Genomic DNA, 20,004 nt, shown 5'->3' on the forward strand with positions numbered 1-20,004 from the left:
TGTAATGGAAAAATTTGATTCTAAAATTGATCTGTGGTTAGTACTTTTTTTAAGTATCATATTTGGCGGAATAGCAATAAAATTTGCACTTGAGGGAGTCTGGGGAAGTTTAATACCTATAGCTTTTACAATAGCTTTTATTGTCCACATGTTTACTACAACTTTTTATATTATTGAAAATGAAAATCTCATAATAAAATGTGGTTTTCTGATTAATATTTCGATTTCTGTTGCAACCATAAAAAAGATTTCTGAAACTAACAATTTAATGAGTTCTCCCGCACTCTCCTTAGACAGGCTTGAAATTTTGTATAATAAATTTGACACTGTTATGATTTCTCCAAGAGACAAAGCTAAATTTATTGAGGCAATTCAAAAAATAAATCATGAGGCAGAAATAAAATTAAAGAATAAAACCTTAGTAACTTAGCGTCTCAGCAACTTAGAATCTCAAAAAAAATGTTCCATCTTTTAGATATTATCGGTACAATGGCGTTTGCAATGTCAGGTGCTTTAACAGCGATGCATAAAAAACTGGATCCGTTTGGGGTTTTTATCATTGCCTTTGTTACGGCAGTCGGCGGCGGAACACTGCGTGATGTTTTAATAGGAAGAACCCCGGTTGGCTGGATGTTGGACTTAAAATATGTTTATGTGATTATTTTAGGTTTTGGATTGGCAATTCTGTTTAGAAAAAAGTTTGATAAGCTTCGTACTTCTTTATTTTTGTTTGACACAATCGGATTAGGGGTTTTTACCTTAATTGGTCTTGAAAAAGGCATTTCTATTGGCCTGCATCCCCTAATTTGTATTACATTGGGAACAATCACCGCCTGTTTTGGCGGAGTAATTCGCGACATTTTATGCACTGAGATTCCAACCATATTCAGAAGGGAAATTTATGCCACAATCTGTATTTTTGGCGGAGTTGTTTTTTTTGCGCTGAGAAGTCTAGATTTAGATAAAGATATTTTATATTTAACGACTTCAATAGTTATAATTTCGGTGCGGTTACTGGCTGTAAAATTCAGATGGTATTTGCCTGCTTTTGATCATAAATAGAAACAACATTGGATAAATATACCGTAAAAAAATATACCGAGAGCGATTATAAAATATGGAATGACTTTATAGCTCAGGCCAAAAATGCTACGTTTCTGTTTCATCGGGATTTTATGGAATATCACAAGGATCGTTTTGAAGATTATTCGCTAATGGTTTTTGAAGGAGGAAATCTGGTTGCTGTTTTACCCGCTAATATATCAGGAAAAACATTGTATTCACATCAGGGTTTGACTTATGGTGGTTTGGTATTTTCGTCTAAACTTAAGGCAGAAAAAGTGGAATTGATTTTGAATGAAATTCTATTTTTTTTAAAAGAAAATGCAATTGATACGTTTTATTATAAACCAATTCCTGCTTTTTATTTTTCTAAAGGCAATCAGGAGATAGATTTCTTTTTGATTAAGAAAGGAGGTTTGCTGGAGCGAAAAGAAATGAATCTGGCTGTTAATTTGACAACTCCATTAGAAATATCAAAAAGTAAACTAAAACATTTCCGAAGAATCGAAAATCTTCATTTAGAAATTATTGAAGAGCAAAATCTATACCCTTTTTGGGAAGAAGTTTTAGAACCAAGATTGGCGGAAAGGTTTAATACCAAGCCTGTTCATTCCAGAGAAGAAATTATTACATTGAAAAAAAAATTTTCCGAAAACATTAAGCAGTTTTCAGTTTATAAAGGAGGAGAAATTATTGCTGGAATAACTATTTTTGAAACTGAAAAAGTTGTTAAATCACAATACGGTGCTACAACAAAAAAGGGAGAACAAGTAAGAGCGCTGGATTTTTTATTCATCAATTTAATAGAGAAATACAAAAGCGAGGGCAAATTTTTTTTTGATATGGGAATTGTGGGTGATGATAGTAAAAAAGGATATAATGAAGGGCTTTTAAAACAAAAAGAGGAGTTAGGTTGTTCAGTCTATAATCAGGATTTTTATAAAATAAGTGTTAAATGATAAAATTTCTGGATTTAAAAAAAATAAACGAACAGTATGAAACTGCTTTTCAGACAAAACTGAAATCGGTTTTAGAAAACAGCTGGTATATTTTGGGGAAAGAAGTCACAGCATTTGAAAACAATTTTGCCTTCTATTGCGGAACAAAACATTGTGTAGGGGTCGGAAATGGTTTCGATGCATTGGTATTAATTTTTAAAGCATATATTCAGTTAGGGAAACTACAAAAGGGAGATGAAGTTATTGTTCCCGCAAATACTTATATAGCCAGTATTTTGGCTATTTTAGAAGCTGATTTGATCCCGGTTCAGGTGGAGCCAAAATTAGAAACTTACAATATAAATCCGAATTTGATTTTAGAGAAAATCACTTCAAAAACCCGGGCCATTCTTGTAGTGCATCTTTATGGGCAATTGGCAGAAATGGATGAGATTAACGTAATTGCTCATCAAAATAACTTATTAGTAATCGAAGATGCTGCTCAGGCACATGGAGCCATTTTAGTTGAAAGTCAAAAGTCAAAAGTTGAAAGTAAAAAATCCGGGAATTTGTCAAATGCTGCTGCTTTTAGCTTTTATCCCGGGAAGAATTTAGGTGCTTTGGGCGATGGAGGAGCTGTTACAACGAATGACGGTGAATTAGCAAAAATAATTCAATCACTGAGAAATTATGGATCTGAAACGAAATATCAAAATGAATACATTGGGGTAAATTCAAGACTAGATGAATTACAGGCGGCTTTTCTAAATCAGAAATTGCCCAGTTTAGATGCTGAAAATGATAAGCGAAGAACGATTGCTAAACGTTATTTGGCAGAAATAAAAAACGATAAGATTCAGTTGCCGGTTTGGGATTATTCTCAAAACCACGTTTTTCATTTGTTTGTTATTCGTACCGAAAACAGAGATGAATTGCAGCAGTATTTATTAGAAAACGGAATCCAGACAATGATTCATTATCCGATTCCCTCACACAAACAAAAAGCATTTTCAAACTGGAATAATTTATCTTTTCCAATTACTGAGAGGATACATAATGAGGTTTTGAGTTTGCCTATGAGTCCTGTAATGACCGGAGATGAGGTGAGTTTTGTAATTGAGAAGATGAATTTATGGATATAATTATAAAATCTTTTAACAGGCCTTATTGTTTAGATCGTTGTATCAAAAGTATTCGAAGATTTGTTATTGAATCAGATTATCGAATTATAATTCTTGATGACGGTACACCAGAAAAGTTTCTAAAGAAAATTTTAGAAAAGCATACAGATATTATTATTTTAAAATCATCTTTATATGATGAAAAAGTAAGCGCTATTAATAATGAAGGACAAACTTTAAATTCAAAAGTTCCCATAGATTTATGGATTGATGCTGCTAAAGATGCCACAGATTATTTTGTGCTATTGGAGGATGATATCTGGTTAACGGATTATATAGCCTTGAATGACTTGGAAGTTTTATTAAGAAATAATAACCTCCAAATGCTTAAGTTGTATTGGTTAGGGAATCCCATATTAATATCGGATAATATCAAAAAAAAAGAAGCCTTTTTTAGTATTTATGAACCAAATCTTTATACAGCTAACCCACTATTATATAAGTTTATCTTTGTTTTTTTTAAATTCAAAATCCGAAAAACATTAGCATTTTTTAATATATATAATAGATCAAGAGCTTTAAGTTATTATAGTATTTACTCGGTTGCAGGAGCTGTGTTTAAACGCGAATATTTTTTGAGTTTGTGGAAAAATCATACAAATACTATAGACGAAGGGCTTCAGCTTTATAATGCTGTCCATTTTTTGAATAAAAATAAAAATGCAGCTTTTGGAAGAACGAATAAGGAAGTTGTAAAGACGAGTTTTCTTTCTGCTGCTACCAATCAGCATAAGAATTATGAAAATGTTTCCATCAATATGATTGTGTTTAACAAAATTATTAATGAAGCTTGGTACGAAGGGCAATTAGATGTAATGGATAATTTTCCGAATGATATGAATCCTGAAAGTATCCAAAAAATTCTGAGAGATAAAAATGTTGCTGACGCTAGTGAAAATGAATGGAAAAAATGGGTCGAACGATTTAAACGGCAGTACACATCTTTTGGCTGTATAATTGATTGATATGTCACTAAAAGAAACAGGAAATTCACATAAAGAAATTGTTAAGGCTACTGGGGTATTTGGTTTTGTCCAGGTTCTCAGAATACTTATTAGCATGATAAGTGTTAAATTTGTAGCCTTGTTTTTGGGAACAGCAGGTATTGGAACAGTTGCTTTGTTAAATAGTACAATAGGTATTTTTGGTTCTCTTACTAATTTTGGTCTTAATGTTACAGCTGTTAGAGAAGTGAGTTCTGCTTATGCGCATGGCGATGAGAGAGGATTCTCGGAACAGTTGGTCGTTTTGAAACGATGGTTTTGTATGATTGGGGTGTTTGGAGCAATAGTAACCATTTTATTGTCAAAGTTGTTGAGTAAATGGACATTTGGAACAGAAAAAAATTATTATTGGTTTGTAATTCTCTCAATAAATTTTGTTTTTTTGAGTATTTCTTCAGGAAGGATTGCTATGTTACAAGGATTGAGAAAAATTAGATTGATAGCTATTTCAAATGTTTGGAGTTCAGTATTTATAGTTTTAGTAACAATCCCAATCTATTATTTTTTTAAGTTTGATGGTATTGTTCCTGTTATATTGTTATCAAGCTTGATAGGATTGCTTTTCAACCTATACTATACCCGGTATATTGATTTAATAAAAGTAAATCTTTCGTTTTCTGAAACTATAAGCAGAGGTAAGCCATTGTTGAAAATGGGTTTTTTATTGTCTATAAATGTAATATTTGGACAGATATGTAATTATATCATAAAATTGTATTTTAATGGAAATGGCGTGACAGCTGAAATATTAGGTATTTATGAAGTGAGTTCAGTTGTGTTACTCACGTATGTTGGTCTGGTTTTTAATGCTATGGGGACTGATTTTTTTCCCAGGTTGGTTGCAGTACAAAATGATGACATTCGGGTGAATCAAATCGTAAATGATCAAATAGAAATGGGATTGTTGTTGGTAACCCCGATGTTGTCTCTTTTATATTTGTTTGCTCCTTTTTTAATTGAAATTTTATATACAAAAGAGTTCTCCGCAGTTACATTGATTTTTAAGGGGGCTATTTTTGCAGTAATAATAAAAGCAATAATATGGCCTCTAGCTTTTATAATTTTAGCAAAGGGACAAAATAAATTATATTTCAGACAGGAGTTATTGGGCGATTTTTTAAACATTACTTTGACTATAGCTTTTTATCATTGGTTTGGATTAGAAGGAATAGGTGTCGGAAGTATCATTAATTTTACGATTTATGGCATATACGTTTATAGAATTCTGAATAGAAAGTTTAACTTTAGTATTAGAAAAGATACTTTTAAAATAATTTTATTTTCTTTTTTTATAGGTTTGCTTAATTGTCTTGTTGTCTTTTTTGTAGATTCAACTTCTGGGTATATAATTTTGGGGATATTGTCTACTTTATCAATTTATTATTCTTATTCTGAGCTAGACAAAAGAGTAGATCTCTCTTCTCTTTTTATAAAAATGAGAAATAGAAAATAAGACTTATTGAAAAAATAATTGTTATTGTTGTTTTTTGAATTATTAATTGTATTGTTATTATTGACAAAGAAGTGTTATTAATAATCAATCAATAATTTTTTATTTAAGAAAATCTTAATTTTAATTCTAAAGGAATGTATTTAAGAAACAATAAATAGTCAAATGTTTTTAATGCTTTATCCATTTCGTAATGCATCCTTTTTAGTAAAGCTTTATTCTCGGTTCTGTTTTTGTTTAGTGCAATAGCTTTTTTGATAACTAAATAAGATGAATGGTTTATTTTTTTTGTTTTGGAATTATTTTTTTTATAAAACTGACTTCCTAGCGAGTTTTCAACCTCTCGTTTTTTAATTAAAACAGAGTCAATAAACTCAAAATTATAAATTCTGGATGCTCGTATCCAAAAATCTAAATCTTCATAAAAAAGATTTTCATCGTAACCGTTAAGTTGATCAAAGACAGTTCGTTTAACCATTGATGAAACAGAGCAAATCTTGCTGCTTTGATTTAACATAGCAATATAAATATCACTAGATGCAGGTTTCGTAATTACTTTGTTTTGGTTATTTATAGCATAGTAATAAGAAAGATGAGCATTGTTTTCTGAAATGATTTCAGCATTTCCGTAAACAATACCAAGGTTGATCTGATTCGAATTTAAAAAAGCCATAATTTGTTTATCGACGCAATTTGGTAACAAGATATCATCAGCAGCTAAATCAATTATGTATTCCCCTTTTGCAAGCAGTAACGTTTTATTAAAAGTTTTGGTATTTCCTAAATTCTTTTCATTTGAAAGAAATGTAATATTGGGATGATTTTTAAGCCAATTTTGAATAATTTGTTTTGAATTGTCAGAGCTGCAATCGTCAGCAATTATTAGTTCAATATTTTTATAGGTTTGATTGAGTACAGAATTTAAGGATTCAATCACAAACTTTTCATGGTTATAACACAAACAAATAATACTGACTAATGGTAGATTTTGCATGACTTTGAATAAAAGCATTATATTTAGCGACTAAAATAGTGTTCATTTATGATAAAACAAAATAAGAAATACAAGATTGCATTAGTGGGCTACAGTCTGAGTGAGGGCGGACTGGAAAAAGTTATGTCTTCATTATCTGTTTATTTTGGAAAAAAATATATAGAGGTTCATAATATTCTTTTTGTTGATGTTATTTCATATCCTTATTCGGGAAAATTAGTGAATATTGGAAAAATGAAAAATGAAAATAAAGGTATATTAGGAAAACTAAAATTGTTTTTCTTTTTTAAGAAATATATACATAATAATCAATTCGACTATATTATTGATTTTAGATACCGTATAAAGCCACTTCAGGAGTATGTTTGGTCTAAATGGGTTTATAACAAAAAAACGATTTACACCGTTCATAGTTCACGATTAAAAACCTATTTACCAAGTTCTCGTTTTTTGAGTAAATTAATTTGTGATAAAAAATATAGTATAGTTTGTGTTTCACATGAAATAAAAAACTTAGTAACTGCAAAGTTTAATATAAAAAATGCTATTACGATTAATAATCCGATTGATATTGAGGATATCAAAACTAAATCTTTAGAATATACGGATTTAGAATTCCCCTATATAATTGCAGCAGGAAGATTTGATTCGCAAAATGTAAAACAATTTGATAAACTAATTACGGCTTATTCTAATTCCGTTTTGCCTAAAAAAGGTATTTCTCTTGTACTGCTGGGAGATGGTGAACTTAAAGATATTTATAAAGAAGCAGCTATTAGGACTGGTATGCAGGACAAGGTTTATTTTGAAGGGTTTCAAAGTAATCCTTATAAATATTTTAAGAATGCATTATTTTTAGTTTTGTGCAGCAAATATGAAGGTTTGCCTATGACATTAATAGAATCACTAGCCTGTAAAACACCGGTTATTTCATTCGATTGTGTTTCTGGTCCAAATGAAATTATTACTGACAAACAAAATGGTTTGCTGGTGGAAAATCAAAATTTTGAAAAACTTACTGAAGCAATGAATTTGTTAATTGAAGACTCAATTTTGTATCATCATTGTAAAAGTAATACCTTAAAAAGTGTAGAGCGGTTTTCAATTGAAAAAATAGGGAAACTGTGGCTGGATTTAATGGGAATTAATATATATTCGTAAAATGAATATCCAAATTATAGCTATCCCTAAAATCGAAGAACGTCGCGGAAATCTTTCCGTAATAGAAAATGATACGGTTCCTTTTGATATTAAAAGGGTTTATTATTTATACGATGTGCCAAGCGGAGCTCAACGTGGAGGTCATGCACATAAAGATCTTCAGCAGTTTTTAGTGGCTTTAAGCGGCAGTTTTGATGTGGTTTTGAATGATGGTAAAGAACAACAGATTATTACTTTAAATAAGCCTTACGAAGGTTTGCTGATTAATTCTGGAATCTGGAGGGAACTCCAAAATTTTTCTTCAGGTTCAGTTTGTCTGGTGGTGGCTTCAGAAGTTTATATTGAAGAAGATTATATCAGGGATTTTGAGGAATTTAAAGCTTTTAAAAAAGCTAGCGATACACACTAAACGTGATTCCTTTTCTGTACAATCTTTTTTTAATTTTTAACAGAGGAATTTGTATCCATCTTGGTAAATGGAAAATTATCCAGTTTTTTAGTGTGATGTTTTTTTTAGAAATCGCATTATAATATTGATCTGCTTCAGTCCTGTTACCGCTAATCTTAAATTTTAACGCATAATCCATACGGTTAACATCTAAGAAGGCATTTAATGTTGGATGTGTTGCTTCTTCTTTTTGAAATACAGAAAAATCAATCAGTTTTTTATCCCGTATATTTTTCTTAGAAAGACTGCCACTGTCCATAGCATTATATTCGACTGTGATATTTCGGGCGACAGCAACAGGAAAAAGTAGGGCAATCCTGATCCATAAATCTAAATCCTGACCACTTGTGATAGAAGTATTAAAAAAGCCTGTTTTGTCAAAAACTGCTTTTGGTACTATTACAGCTGAGGTCAACGCAATCCGGCTTACCAGGCTGGAATAAAAGAAATCGGGTACAATTCCGGAAAAATTTTCATCAATGTTTAAAAATGAATTTGTAACAAACTTTTTTTCTGAAACCTTAGAGATATATCTCGAAGCATAAAGTCCTGCATAAGGGTAATCTTTAATTAACTTTTCCAGTATTTCCAAATGATTTGGATACCAATAGTCATCAGCATCGAGAAAAGCTATAAAATCGCCTTTAGATTTTTTAATGCCAACGTTTCTGGCAGCTGAAACACCCTGATTGTTTTGACTATAAAATCGAATTCTATTGTCGTTAAATGCAAGCACAATTTTTTCACTATTATCAGTAGATCCATCATTAACGACTATAATTTCATAATCTGTAAAAGTTTGGCTGAAAATACTTTTTAAAGTGTTTTCAATAAAACTTTCTTTGTTGTAAAGGGGTATAATTATGGAGAAATAGGGTTTCATCTTGATTGCAATTTACAAAAATACCCCAATTTATATAAATCAAAAACAAGCAATGAGGGGTTTTGTGAAAGTAAATTATTGATCATTTTATTTTCGAATACATTAAAAAGAAAAACGATAACCAGAGTAATCCTTATTTTGTTTAACGCTGAATAGACTGATATAATTTTACTGTCTGAAAGAGTTGTTTGCTGTGAATTAATAAAAGCTAAGTTTTCTAAAGCAATTCTGGTTTTGTTCAAAAATAAAGAAGAACTTTCTAAATTTAAATGGAAAGCAGGGTTATCGATATGAGAAACTAAAATTTTATTCCTTTCTAATGTCATCAGGAAAGATAAGTCCTCGTATCCATATTTTGTAATAGCAGAGTCAAATGGATGATCCAGAAACAGTTTTTTATTTATCAGTAAATTAGAAGTAAGTGCTCTGCTGTTAGGTTTTTTTATTCTGTTTTCTAATGATATTGATTCTCTTTTGTGGCCGTAATGCCAACGTAAAAGCTGTTCTTTTTCTGGTCTTTTTATTTTATAAGTTATTCCTCCAAAAACAACAGATTTATTGATGTTTTTAATAGTCAGGAGATAGTTTTCTATAAAGTTAGACTCTTTGGGAAACATATCACAGTCTAAAAGTAACAGCCAGGGAAACTTAGCTTTAGATGCCAGATGATTCCTGTTTTTTGCTCTTCCCAAATTTATTTCATTTGAACAGAAAGAGCAATATTTTAAAGTATTTATTTTATTGTTTTCAATTAAAAAGTCATTAGAACAATCATCCTGAACTAAAATTTCATAATCAATCCCTGAAGAGTCAGCTTGCTTCTGAAGTTCCGCAACCAGAGGAAAAGTATTGTAATTATAAGTAGGAATAAGTACGGAAAGCATTACACACTTCGCTGCACAACTTCAAAAATTCTCTCATCTTCACATTTTAATGTCTTAGATGGAAATTTCATCAATAAAGCATAATCGTGAGTTGCCATAATAATCGTTTTTCCGTTGGCGTTGATTTTTTTCAGTACTTCTAAAACTTCAGAACTTGTTTGCGGATCAAGGTTTCCGGTTGGTTCATCAGCAAGGATAAATTCAGGGTCGTTTAACAATGCTCTTGCAATGGCAACACGCTGTTGCTCTCCTCCTGAGAGCTGATGCGGCATTTTATTCATATAATCTTTCATGCCCACTTTATCCAGAACTTCGTCAATTTTGTTTTGCATGGCTTCTTTCTCAACCCAGCCTGTTGCTCTAAGAACAAATAGCATATTGTCTTTTACCGTTCTGTCCGGAAGCAATTTGAAGTCCTGAAATACAATTCCGATTTTACGTCTCAGATACGGAATCTGGCTTTCTTTTAAAGCAGCCAAATCAAATTCAACAATATGTCCTTCACCTTCAGAAAGAGGCAAATCACCGTATAAAGTTTTCATGAAACTACTTTTTCCGGAACCTGTTTTTCCAATTATGTAGATAAATTCGCCATGTTCAACTTCTAAATTGATGTGTGATAAAATTTTTCTTCCTTCCTGAAATATAGTGACATCTTTAAGGGATAGTACGGTTTCTGACATAATAAAATTGATTTGAATGTAAAAGTAATAAGTTAACGGTTGGATTCAAAATAAATTTTGATCATTTGAACAGAAAAAATATTCATAGCAAACTGCATAAGATTTACTTTATCGTTAAAACTATCTTATTCTAAACGAATCGGTTTGGTAAAAATAAAATCGGTATTTTGAGGCTTGTAAAGCTTAAAAATTTAAAAGCTTAAAACTTTTGTTCATAATAAAAGCTTAAAACGTTTCGTTATAAACGGTATAAAATGATACATTTGAATACTAAACATAATTAAAATGCGTAAAATTTCCTGGTTCTTTTTAATGCCATTGGTTCTTTTTTCTACTATGGTTTCGGCACAAAAATCAGCTATATATACCTACGATTTAAAGGATTTTGATAAAGCACTTGCCTTATACAATGATAAACAATACGCTTCGGCCCGGCATATTTTCGAATATGTGAAAAATCAGGCTACGACAGAAGAAGTAAAGTCAGATTGTGCATATTACATCGCTAATTGTGCAATAAGAACGAATCAGCCCAATGCAGATGAATTAATGGAAAAATTTGTTGAAGATTATCCAACAAGTACCAAACAAAATCAGGCTTATATTGAGGTTGCCCATTATTTCTTCGAACAGGGAGATTATCCAAAAGCACTGCAATGGTTTGACAGGGTTGACGAAAGTTACATGAGCAGGTCTGATCTGGATAAATTTAATTTCCAAAAAGGATACAGTTATTTTAATGCCAAAAAGAAAAAAGAAGCCACAACCTATTTTAATAAAGTGGTGAATTCTCCCGAATTTGGTTCGCAAGCCAAATATTATTTAGGTTTCATGGCTTATGAAGGCGATGATTACAAGGAAGCGACAAAATATTTTGACGAGGTTTCGGGTGAAGAAAAATACAAGGAAAAGCTTTCGTATTTTCAGGCAGATATGAATTTTAAACTGGGTAATTTTCAAAAAGCTATCGAGCTGGGACAAGCAGCAATGGGGCAATCAAATGCACTTGAAAAATCTGAATTGAATAAAATTATCGGAGAAAGCTATTTCAATTTAAAACAATATGGTAAAGCGATTGCGTACCTGGAGCAATATGCAGGAAGAAAAGGAAAATGGAATAATACCGATTTCTACCAGTTAGGATATGCTTATTACGAACAGAAAGACTATGAAAAGGCGATTTCCCAGTTCAATAAAATCATCGAAGGGAAAGATTTTGTAGCGCAGAATGCCTATTATCATTTAGGTTTGGCTTATCTCAATACTGGTAGAAAACAGGAAGCTTTGAATGCTTTTAAAAATGCTTCTGAAATGGATTTTAATGCCCTGATTCAGGAAGATGCTGCGCTAAATTATGCTAAATTGAGCTATGATATTGGAAATCAATACCAGACCGTTCCCGGGATTTTGCTTGATTTCTTAAAAAAATATCCAAATAATTCCAGTCGTGCTGAAATAGAGAAATTATTGGTTGACTCTTATATTTCGACTAAAAATTACAAAGAAGCTTTGGTTTTACTGGAGAAAAACAGAACACCTGAAAATAAACTGGCCTACCAAAAAGTACTTTTTTACAGAGGTTTAGAATTGTACAACGAGTCGAATTATGCTGAAGCGTTAAAGATGTTCAATGGAGCTGTTAAAGAACAGAAAAACCCTGAGTTTACAGCCCGTGCCACTTTCTGGAAAGCAGAATCTGAATACGTAACGGATGATTTTAGAAACGCATTATTGAGCTACAAGCAATTCGCAGGTTTAGCAGCTGCAAAAACAACGGATGAATATAAAAACATCAATTATAATATAGGATATACGTATTTTAAGCTGAAACAGTACGATCAGGCAGGGAATTCTTTTCAGGCTCAGATTAATGATGCTCCGGGAGATAAGGTTCGTCTAAACGATTCGTATTTACGTTTGGGAGACTGCCGATTTGTAACTTCTAAATATGCTCAGGCAATGGAAGCATACGGAAAAGCAATTAGTGCAAAAGGTGTTGATGCTGATTATGCACAATTTCAAAAAGCGATTTCGTATGGGTTCATGTCCAGAAATGATAAGAAAGTTGAGGAGCTGAATAATTTTCTTCAGATGTATAAGAAGTCAGAATATCGTGATGATGTTTTGTTCGAATTAGCAAATACTTACGTGGCTGACAAAAAGAACCAACAGGCGATTAAAACATACGATCAGCTGATTTCAGAATATAAAAATGGTTCGTTTACTTCAAAATCAATTTTAAGACAAGGTTTGATTTATTACAATTCAGATCGTGATGAACAGGCTTTGACGAAATTTAAAAAAGTAGCAGCCGAGTTCCCAAAAACACCTGAAGCTTTGGAAGCAGTTTCTACAGCGAGATTGATTTATGTTGATTCGGGTAAAGTAGATGAATATGCAACATGGGTTAGAACATTGGATTTCGTTTCGGTTACAGATGCAGAATTAGATAATGATACTTATGATGCTGCTTTCAAACAATACAGTCAAGGCAATACCAAACAGGCAATTACTGGTTTTTCAGGTTATGTGAGCAAATTTCCATCAGGATTACATTCATTAGAAGCAAATTTTTATCTGGCACAATTGCTTTATGCAGAAGGTTCAGAATCGAAGTCAGTTGCAAATTATCAATATGTGACAGCACAGCAAGGAAATGAATTTACAGAACAGTCACTAAATAAACTGGCCCAGATTTTTCTAAAAGCTAAGGATTGTGATAAAGCGATTCCGGTATTAGTTCGCTTAAGTGATGAGTCAGATTCTGCTCAGAATGTAAATTTTGCACAGGCTAATCTGATGAAATGCTATTATGATAAAAATGATTACAGTAATTCTGTTCTATATGCTGATAAAGTACTGCAAAATCCTAAAGCAGATGCAAATGTAAAAGCAGACGCCCAAATCATCGTAGCACGTGCAGCAATGCAGACGGGAGACGAAGACAAGGCGAAAGCGGCGTATGCAAAATTATCAGCAACATCAAAAGGAGAATTAGCTGCAGAAGCTTTGTATTATGATGCCTATTTTAAAACCAAAGAAGGAAAATTTGATGCTTCGAATGTATCAGTTCAGAAATTGGCAAAAAACTATTCGGCATACAAATATTACGGAGCGAAGAGTTTAGTTTTAATGGCAAAAAACTTCTACGGTTTAAAAGACAGCTATCAGGCAACGTATATTCTGGATAACGTAATCAACAATTTTACAGATTATCCGGATGTGGTTGAAGAAGCGAAAATAGAGCTAACCGCAATCAAACTGGAAGAGTCTAAAACGAATTCGTCAATTACAAAATAGTTAGAAGTTAGATGTGAAAAGTTAAAAAGTATTCAGTTTACATTTCACAAAATACATTTCACAAATTATGAGTTTACCTTTTTATATAGTTGATGTTTTTACAGATAAAAAATATGCCGGAAATCAACTGGCTGTTTTTTTAGATGCCGGAAATCTCAGTTCACAACAAATGCAAAAGATTGCCCGCGAAATTAATTTTGCCGAAAGTACTTTTGTTACCAAACTGGATAAAGAAAACAATAAAGCTGAAATTAAAATATTTACGCCATCTCAGGAAATGCAGTTCGCAGGACATCCTGTAATTGGGACTTCATGGGTTTTGATGAATAAAATCTTTGATCATTCGCCTGTCGAAATTAAGCTGAGTGTCCCAATTGGACCAATTGCGATTAATCAATCAGAGGATTTGATTTGGTTAAAAGCGGCACAGCCAAAATTTTGGGATATTTTTTCGAAAGAGGATTTTGCATTATTCAGTAATCTGAAAAGCAGCGACTTTGAAAATCAATTCCCAATTCAGGAAGTGACGACTGGTAGTGCTTTTGTAATGGTTGGGTTAAGCAGTAAAAGGGCATTGGAAAATTTGGTACTGGATAAAGACAAAACCGATGAATGGCTGAAAAAACATTGTAAAACGACGCATCAGGGTTTGTATTTTTACTATTTAGAAGGTGAAAAATTATTTAGCAGAATGTTGTGTATTGAACATAATCAGTTAGTAGAAGATGCAGCTACAGGGAGTGCGAGTACCTGTTTGCAGGCTTATCTTTTAAAAAATCACAAACCGGAAATCGAATTAATCAATTATCAGGGAGATTATATAAACCGTCCTTCTCAGATTTATTTCAAAGGAAGATTAACCGAAAATGATTTTGATATTAAAATAGGAGGAAAGGTTCAGTTTGTTGCTAAAGGCGAATGGGAAGCCTGATAATTAGAAAATTTAAGAATTAGAAAATTAGAAAATAGAATATAATTGAATTGTAAAATGTAAAAAGTAAGCTGAAAAAGCATTTTGTATTTGACAGAATACATTTTACAAAAAAGTATAAAATATGAAAATTAATTTCCAGAATAAAACCATCATTTTAATTTTGCTGTTTGTTTTTCAGCTTTCATTTGCCCAAAAGAAAAATGAAAATATTGGTACAGAAACAGTAAACGTAGTAAAACCCTATTCGCCAACCATATCAGATGCTAACAAAGTAAAAGAAACACCGTCACTTGATGATTCGGGAAATCAGGCTAAAGAAACTATCAGATATAGTATTTTATCAGTTCCTGTTGCTTCTACTTTTACGCCTTCAAAAGGAACAGCGGTCAATGTTGAAAAATCAAAAAGGGAGCGTCTGTTTAATAATTATGCGACTTTGGGCGTTGGAAATTACAGTACACTCAATGCCGAATTATTTGTGAATCAGGATTTGGGAAATAATGATTTTGTATCCGGAATGTTTCGTCATCATTCGTCACAAGGCGGAATTAAAGACGTGCTTTTAAATGATGAATTTTATGATACGGCATTAAATGTTGGCTACGGTCAAAATAATAGGGATATGTCATGGAATGTCGAATTAGGTTACCAAAACCAAATTTACAACTGGTATGGACTGCCAAAAGATTTTGGTGCTTCTTTGATTCCTCAGGATCGTCTTGATTTAATAAATAAAATCAACCCGGGACATACTTATAACACGATTTCATTAGGAGGAAATTTTGAATTCAATGAAAGCGTTTTTAGCAAAGTAGCAACAAAATTCACACACTTTTCGGATAGTTTTTCTTCTTCAGAAAATCGTTTTTACCTGAAACCAACTTTCAAAGTTGATGTAATGGATCAGTCAATTAATACGAATGTTATTATTGACCATGTAAGCGGAAGTTTCGAAAATAATTATTTTAAAACAAATACAGATCCAGTAAAATATAGTCTGACCAATTTTGGAATTGAGCCAAGTTTTGTAGTGAATGAAAACGACTGGACTCTTGAATTAGGGGCAGGATTATACTATGCACTGGATTCTGAAAATAGCGGAAATAAATTTTACATTTACCCAAAAGTAAATGCTTCGTATAAATTAGTGGGTGATTTAATGATTTTTTATACAGGGGTAAACGGAACTTTAACTCAGAATTCATATGCCGATTTTGTAAATGAAAATCCGTTTTTATCGCCAACATTGGATGTCAGGCCATCAAGTACTCAATACAATGTTTTTGCCGGTTTGAAAGGGAAATTGGCGAACAATGTAAATTATAATCTGACAGGTTCTTATCTGAATGAAAAAAACAAAGCTTTGTTTAAAAGCAATGATTACACGGAAGATTTTTCAAACGAGAATTATGAGTATGGAAACTCTTTTGGAGTGGTTTATGAAGACATCAGAACATTTCGTTTCTATGCAGAATTAAAAGCTGATTTCTCTGAAAATGTTACTTTCGGAATTAACGGTACATTCAATAGTTACAAAACTGATGAACCTGTAGAAGCATGGAACTTACCAACAATCAAATTAGGTTCTAATCTTGATGTAAATATAACAAAGCAATGGTATGCAGGCTTGAATGTTTTTTATGTAGGGGAGCGTAAGGATATGCAAAATGATTTATTAAGTTCGACTTTTAATGGTCCTGTTACCCTAAAAAGCTATTTTGATGCCAATGCGCATTTAGGATACAAATTCAGCGAACGCCTGACTTTCTTCCTGAAATTAAACAACATTGGAAACCAGAATTATGAAAAATGGCTGAATTATCCTGTACAGGGATTTCAGGTGTTAGGCGGAGCGAATTACAAATTTGATTTTTAGTAAATAGTGATATAAAAAAATAGCTTCCGAATTGGAAGCTATTTTTTTATGCTGTAAGATGTCTTTATTCTGTAAAAGGAATCGCAACTCTAACTTTATCCCAGCCTATATTCAAAACCACTCCTTTGTCAGCTTTAGTAAAAACCATTGAAAAAGCCTCAAGGGACTCTGTTCCTTCAGTAACCGGAATGCTTAATCTCGCAACGTCATTCGCTTCTTTATAAGTATAAGAACCCCAAACGTTAAGGTCTTTACTTAAGATTACGGTGCATGCATTTTTTTCAGGTAAAAGAAATAAAGTGTAAGCTCCTGCTTTTATTTTTTTATCACCCAATTTCACGTCTTTGTAAAATGTAATTTCAGCAGCTTCATTAGCTCCGGTTCTCCAGACTTTTCCCTCAGGTATTAAAGTACTTAATTCTCTTCCTTTTAATTGTGGACGGCTATAGATAATTCGGACCAATTTAGCCGGATCCTTATAATCATTTGGATAAGAAGCCATGTCCATTGGGCTTTTGTCCAAGTCAGGGAATTTTTGAGCATTGACATTTGATGATAAAAGCATCGTAACAGCGAATGCAATTGTGGTAATAATTGTAGATTTTTTCATAATGACAGTTAAAATTAATGAGTGTTAAAATTATTGATTGTTTGCTAAAAAATCTAAAACATCTTGTTAATTTTTGTTAATGAATCTTTTTGGGATAAAAAAAGCATTTAGGTTTATGGGGTTTTAGGACAACCTTTGCATATTTGTAACTTAGAAAATTAGTATCTTAAAGAAATGACTTTTAAACAAAAAATACATTCCCATTATTTACAAATGGTTCAGGACCGAATTGATGTTTTCAGGGATATGATTAGCAATCTTACTGAAGATTCTAAAAACGACGCAAAAGGTTCAGCCGGAGATAAACATGAAACAGCTTTGTCAATGATGCATATTGAACAGGAAAAACTGACCAATAAACTTAAAGAAGCAATTGCACAGAAAGCAGTTTTAGATAAAATTGATTCCTCAAAAATAACAGAAAATATCATTTCAGGAAGTTTGGTAAAAGCCAACGGAATTTATTTGTATTTGAGTGTGGCGCTTCCTAAAATTGCTATTGATGGTGTAAACGTTATTGCACTTTCCCCGCAATCTCCTTTGGGTACTCATTTAATGGGTAATAAAGTTGGGTTTCAGTTTGAGATTAATAAGACACATTATACTATTGAAAGTGTAGAGTAGAGACGTTATCTGCTCAATCTTGTCATTGCGTGGAACGAGGAATCTCTGCAAGTAATTCTGCAAAGATTGGTCAGTTTTTTGGTATAAGTTGTTTTTTTTGAACTATTTTGATCTTCAAAATTAAAATTTTCAAGTTTACGGCTTTTTTTTTATATTAAAATTTTACATTTACCATGTAAATTGGTTTTTTTGATTGATATTTGTAATTGATTTTGTTGTTTGTGTTTTTCAATTGTAACTAATAATTCATCTTTGCCCTGTCAAAATAAAATTTAAAAGTAAAAATATAAAATTATGTGTGGAATTGTATGTGCCTTTGACTTAAAGCAAAAAGCCGAAAGCTTAAGACCTCAAGTGTTAGAAATGTCTAAAATCATTCGTCACCGCGGACCGGACTGGAGCGGAATTTTTAGTAATGATAAAGCGATTCTTTCTCATGAGCGTTTGGCAATTGTTGATCCTGCTTCAGGAAAACAGCCTTTATTTACAGAAGATAAAAAACTGGTTTTGGCTGCAAATGGTGAGATTTACAACCACAGAGAGCTTCGTAAACAATTTGCAGGTAAATATAACTTTCAGACTGAAAGTGATTGTGAGGTTATTTTAGCGCTTTATAAAGAAAAAGGAGTAAACTTCGTTGATGAGTTAAACGGAATCTTCGGATTTGCAATCTACGATGTTGATAAAGACGAATATTTTGTGGCTCGTGACCACATGGGAATTATTCCATTGTATATTGGTTGGGACCAAAACGGAACTTTTTATGTGGCTTCTGAGTTAAAAGCTTTAGAAGGATATTGTACCAAAATCGAATTATTTCCTCCGGGACATTATTTGTCAAGTAAAGACGGAGAATTTGTACAATGGTACAAAAGAGACTGGACAGAATACGATGCTGTAAAAGACAACGAAACAAGTATTCCTGCTATAAAAGAAGCTTTAGAAGCTGCCGTTCACAGACAATTGATGAGTGACGTTCCTTACGGAGTTTTACTTTCTGGAGGTTTAGATTCGTCTATTACTTCAGCTGTAGCTAAAAAATTCGCTCAAAAACGTATTGAGTCTGATGATACAACAGATGCATGGTATCCGCAATTGCACTCTTTCTCTGTTGGATTAGAGGGGTCTCCTGACTTGGCTGCAGCAAGAAAAGTAGCAGATCATATCGGAACAATTCACCACGAAATTAAATTTACAATTCAGGAAGGTTTAGATGCGGTTCGTGATGTTATTTACAACTTAGAAACTTACGATGTGACTACAGTTAGAGCTTCGACTCCAATGTGGTTAATGGCGAGAGTTATCAAGTCAATGGGAATTAAAATGGTGCTGTCCGGAGAAGGGGCAGATGAATTATTCGGAGGATATTTATACTTCCACAAAGCGCCAAATGCAAGAGAATTTCACGAAGAAAATGTTCGTAAATTAGGTAAACTTCATATGTACGACTGTTTGCGTGCAAATAAGAGCTTAGCAGCCTGGGGAATTGAAGGTCGTGTACCATTCTTAGATAAAGAATTTATGGATGTTGCCATGCGCATCAATCCACAGGATAAAATGATCAACAAAGAGCGCCCAATGGAAAAATGGGTTGTTCGTAAAGCTTTTGAGGATATGCTTCCTGAAAGTGTTGCCTGGAGACAAAAAGAACAATTTTCTGATGGAGTAGGATACAGCTGGATCGATACTTTGAAAGAAGTGGTTGCAAAAGAAGTTTCTGATGAACAATTAGCAAACGCCAGATTTAAATTCCCATTGCAGACACCAACTTCAAAAGAAGAGTATTACTATCGTTCAATTTTCTCAGAGCATTTTCCAAGTGATGCAGCAGCATTATGTGTTCCTCAGGAAGCAAGTGTGGCTTGTAGCACTAAAATTGCTTTGGAGTGGGATGAGGCTTTCAAAAACATGAATGATCCATCTGGAAGAGCGGTTGCAAGTGTACATGATGATGCTTATCAGAAATCTTAAT

18 protein-coding genes are annotated in these 20,004 nt (G+C 32.5%); 13 read left to right on the forward strand and 5 right to left on the reverse strand.

Annotated features, from left to right (window positions below; genetic code table 11):
• Positions 1-4 precede the first annotated feature (4 nt).
• The 6 genes from GXM17_RS14225 to GXM17_RS14250 are packed head-to-tail and all read left to right on the forward strand — an operon-like array spanning position 5 to position 5,638.
• Positions 5-430, forward strand: a complete 426-nt coding sequence (locus tag GXM17_RS14225) for a PH domain-containing protein (protein ID WP_163399988.1) — start codon at positions 5-7, stop codon at positions 428-430.
• Between the two features lie 29 nt (positions 431-459).
• Positions 460-1,062 carry a trimeric intracellular cation channel family protein gene (locus GXM17_RS14230; protein WP_163399989.1) on the forward strand — a complete coding sequence of 201 codons (603 nt, stop codon included), beginning with the start codon at positions 460-462 and terminating at the stop codon, positions 1,060-1,062.
• 8 nt (positions 1,063-1,070) lie between these two features.
• Positions 1,071-2,021: a GNAT family N-acetyltransferase gene (locus tag GXM17_RS14235; RefSeq protein WP_163399990.1), complete on the forward strand. Its 951-nt coding sequence runs from the start codon at positions 1,071-1,073 to the stop codon at positions 2,019-2,021.
• On the forward strand, positions 2,018-3,142 hold the full coding sequence (locus GXM17_RS14240) for a DegT/DnrJ/EryC1/StrS family aminotransferase (RefSeq protein ID WP_163399991.1): 1,125 nt from the start codon (positions 2,018-2,020) through the stop codon (positions 3,140-3,142). The genes GXM17_RS14235 and GXM17_RS14240 overlap by 4 nt, the downstream gene beginning before the upstream one ends.
• Positions 3,133-4,146 (forward strand): glycosyltransferase family 2 protein, encoded by a 1,014-nt coding sequence (locus GXM17_RS14245; protein WP_163399992.1) that lies wholly within the window; start codon positions 3,133-3,135, stop codon positions 4,144-4,146. Before GXM17_RS14240 ends, GXM17_RS14245 begins: the two co-directional genes overlap by 10 nt.
• A gap of 1 nt (position 4,147) precedes the next feature.
• The gene (locus tag GXM17_RS14250) at positions 4,148-5,638 is read left to right on the forward strand and encodes an oligosaccharide flippase family protein (protein WP_163399993.1); all 1,491 of its coding nucleotides are present in this window, start codon (positions 4,148-4,150) and stop codon (positions 5,636-5,638) included.
• Positions 5,639-5,741: 103 nt separating this feature from the next.
• Here the strand turns inward: GXM17_RS14250 and GXM17_RS14255 are convergent, their stop codons facing one another.
• Positions 5,742-6,647: a glycosyltransferase family 2 protein gene (locus tag GXM17_RS14255; RefSeq protein ID WP_244307406.1), complete on the reverse strand. Its 906-nt coding sequence runs from the start codon at positions 6,645-6,647 to the stop codon at positions 5,742-5,744.
• Positions 6,648-6,677: 30 nt separating this feature from the next.
• Here GXM17_RS14255 and GXM17_RS14260 point away from each other — a divergent pair, with 30 nt between their 5' ends.
• A complete protein-coding gene (locus GXM17_RS14260; RefSeq protein WP_163399994.1) occupies positions 6,678-7,790 on the forward strand; it encodes a glycosyltransferase in 1,113 nt (370 codons plus the stop codon).
• Between the two features lies 1 nt (position 7,791).
• Positions 7,792-8,199 (forward strand): sugar 3,4-ketoisomerase, encoded by a 408-nt coding sequence (locus GXM17_RS14265; protein WP_163399995.1) that lies wholly within the window; start codon positions 7,792-7,794, stop codon positions 8,197-8,199.
• On the opposite strand, the gene GXM17_RS14270 is transcribed toward GXM17_RS14265, so the two are convergent.
• Genes GXM17_RS14270 through GXM17_RS14280 form a run of 3 tightly spaced genes read right to left on the reverse strand, consistent with a single transcriptional unit; the run spans position 8,183 to position 10,688 of the window.
• The gene (locus tag GXM17_RS14270; protein WP_163399996.1) at positions 8,183-9,121 is read right to left on the reverse strand and encodes a glycosyltransferase family 2 protein; all 939 of its coding nucleotides are present in this window, start codon (positions 9,119-9,121) and stop codon (positions 8,183-8,185) included. The two genes, GXM17_RS14265 and GXM17_RS14270, sit on opposite strands and share 17 nt — an antisense overlap.
• A complete protein-coding gene (locus GXM17_RS14275) occupies positions 9,118-10,005 on the reverse strand; it encodes a glycosyltransferase family 2 protein (RefSeq protein ID WP_163399997.1) in 888 nt (295 codons plus the stop codon). Before GXM17_RS14275 ends, GXM17_RS14270 begins: the two co-directional genes overlap by 4 nt.
• Positions 10,005-10,688 carry a cell division ATP-binding protein FtsE gene (locus tag GXM17_RS14280; RefSeq protein ID WP_163399998.1) on the reverse strand — a complete coding sequence of 228 codons (684 nt, stop codon included), beginning with the start codon at positions 10,686-10,688 and terminating at the stop codon, positions 10,005-10,007. The genes GXM17_RS14275 and GXM17_RS14280 overlap by 1 nt, the downstream gene beginning before the upstream one ends.
• A gap of 285 nt (positions 10,689-10,973) precedes the next feature.
• On the opposite strand from GXM17_RS14280, the gene GXM17_RS14285 reads away from it, so the two are divergent.
• The 3 genes from GXM17_RS14285 to GXM17_RS14295 all read left to right on the forward strand — a co-directional run bounded on the left by GXM17_RS14285 (position 10,974) and on the right by GXM17_RS14295 (position 16,798).
• Positions 10,974-13,988, forward strand: coding sequence for a tetratricopeptide repeat protein (locus GXM17_RS14285; protein ID WP_163399999.1), 3,015 nt, complete (start codon positions 10,974-10,976; stop codon positions 13,986-13,988).
• A gap of 67 nt (positions 13,989-14,055) precedes the next feature.
• Positions 14,056-14,919: a PhzF family phenazine biosynthesis protein gene (locus GXM17_RS14290; RefSeq protein ID WP_163400000.1), complete on the forward strand. Its 864-nt coding sequence runs from the start codon at positions 14,056-14,058 to the stop codon at positions 14,917-14,919.
• Positions 14,920-15,043: 124 nt separating this feature from the next.
• Positions 15,044-16,798 carry a TonB-dependent receptor gene (locus tag GXM17_RS14295; protein WP_163400001.1) on the forward strand — a complete coding sequence of 585 codons (1,755 nt, stop codon included), beginning with the start codon at positions 15,044-15,046 and terminating at the stop codon, positions 16,796-16,798.
• 64 nt (positions 16,799-16,862) lie between these two features.
• Here GXM17_RS14295 and GXM17_RS14300 read toward each other — a convergent pair whose 3' ends face one another.
• Entirely contained in the window at positions 16,863-17,408 is a 546-nt protein-coding gene (locus tag GXM17_RS14300; protein ID WP_163400002.1) for a DUF2911 domain-containing protein, read from the reverse strand.
• Positions 17,409-17,582: 174 nt separating this feature from the next.
• Between GXM17_RS14300 and GXM17_RS14305 the strand changes: the two genes are divergently transcribed.
• Positions 17,583-18,032, forward strand: coding sequence for a GreA/GreB family elongation factor (locus GXM17_RS14305; RefSeq protein ID WP_163400003.1), 450 nt, complete (start codon positions 17,583-17,585; stop codon positions 18,030-18,032).
• A gap of 294 nt (positions 18,033-18,326) precedes the next feature.
• Positions 18,327-20,003, forward strand: a complete 1,677-nt coding sequence (gene asnB, locus GXM17_RS14310) for an asparagine synthase B (RefSeq protein ID WP_163400004.1) — start codon at positions 18,327-18,329, stop codon at positions 20,001-20,003.
• Position 20,004 lies beyond the last annotated feature (1 nt).

This window comes from Flavobacterium fluviatile (assembly GCF_010645065.1).
GTDB classification, from domain to species: Bacteria; Bacteroidota; Bacteroidia; order Flavobacteriales; family Flavobacteriaceae; genus Flavobacterium; species Flavobacterium fluviatile.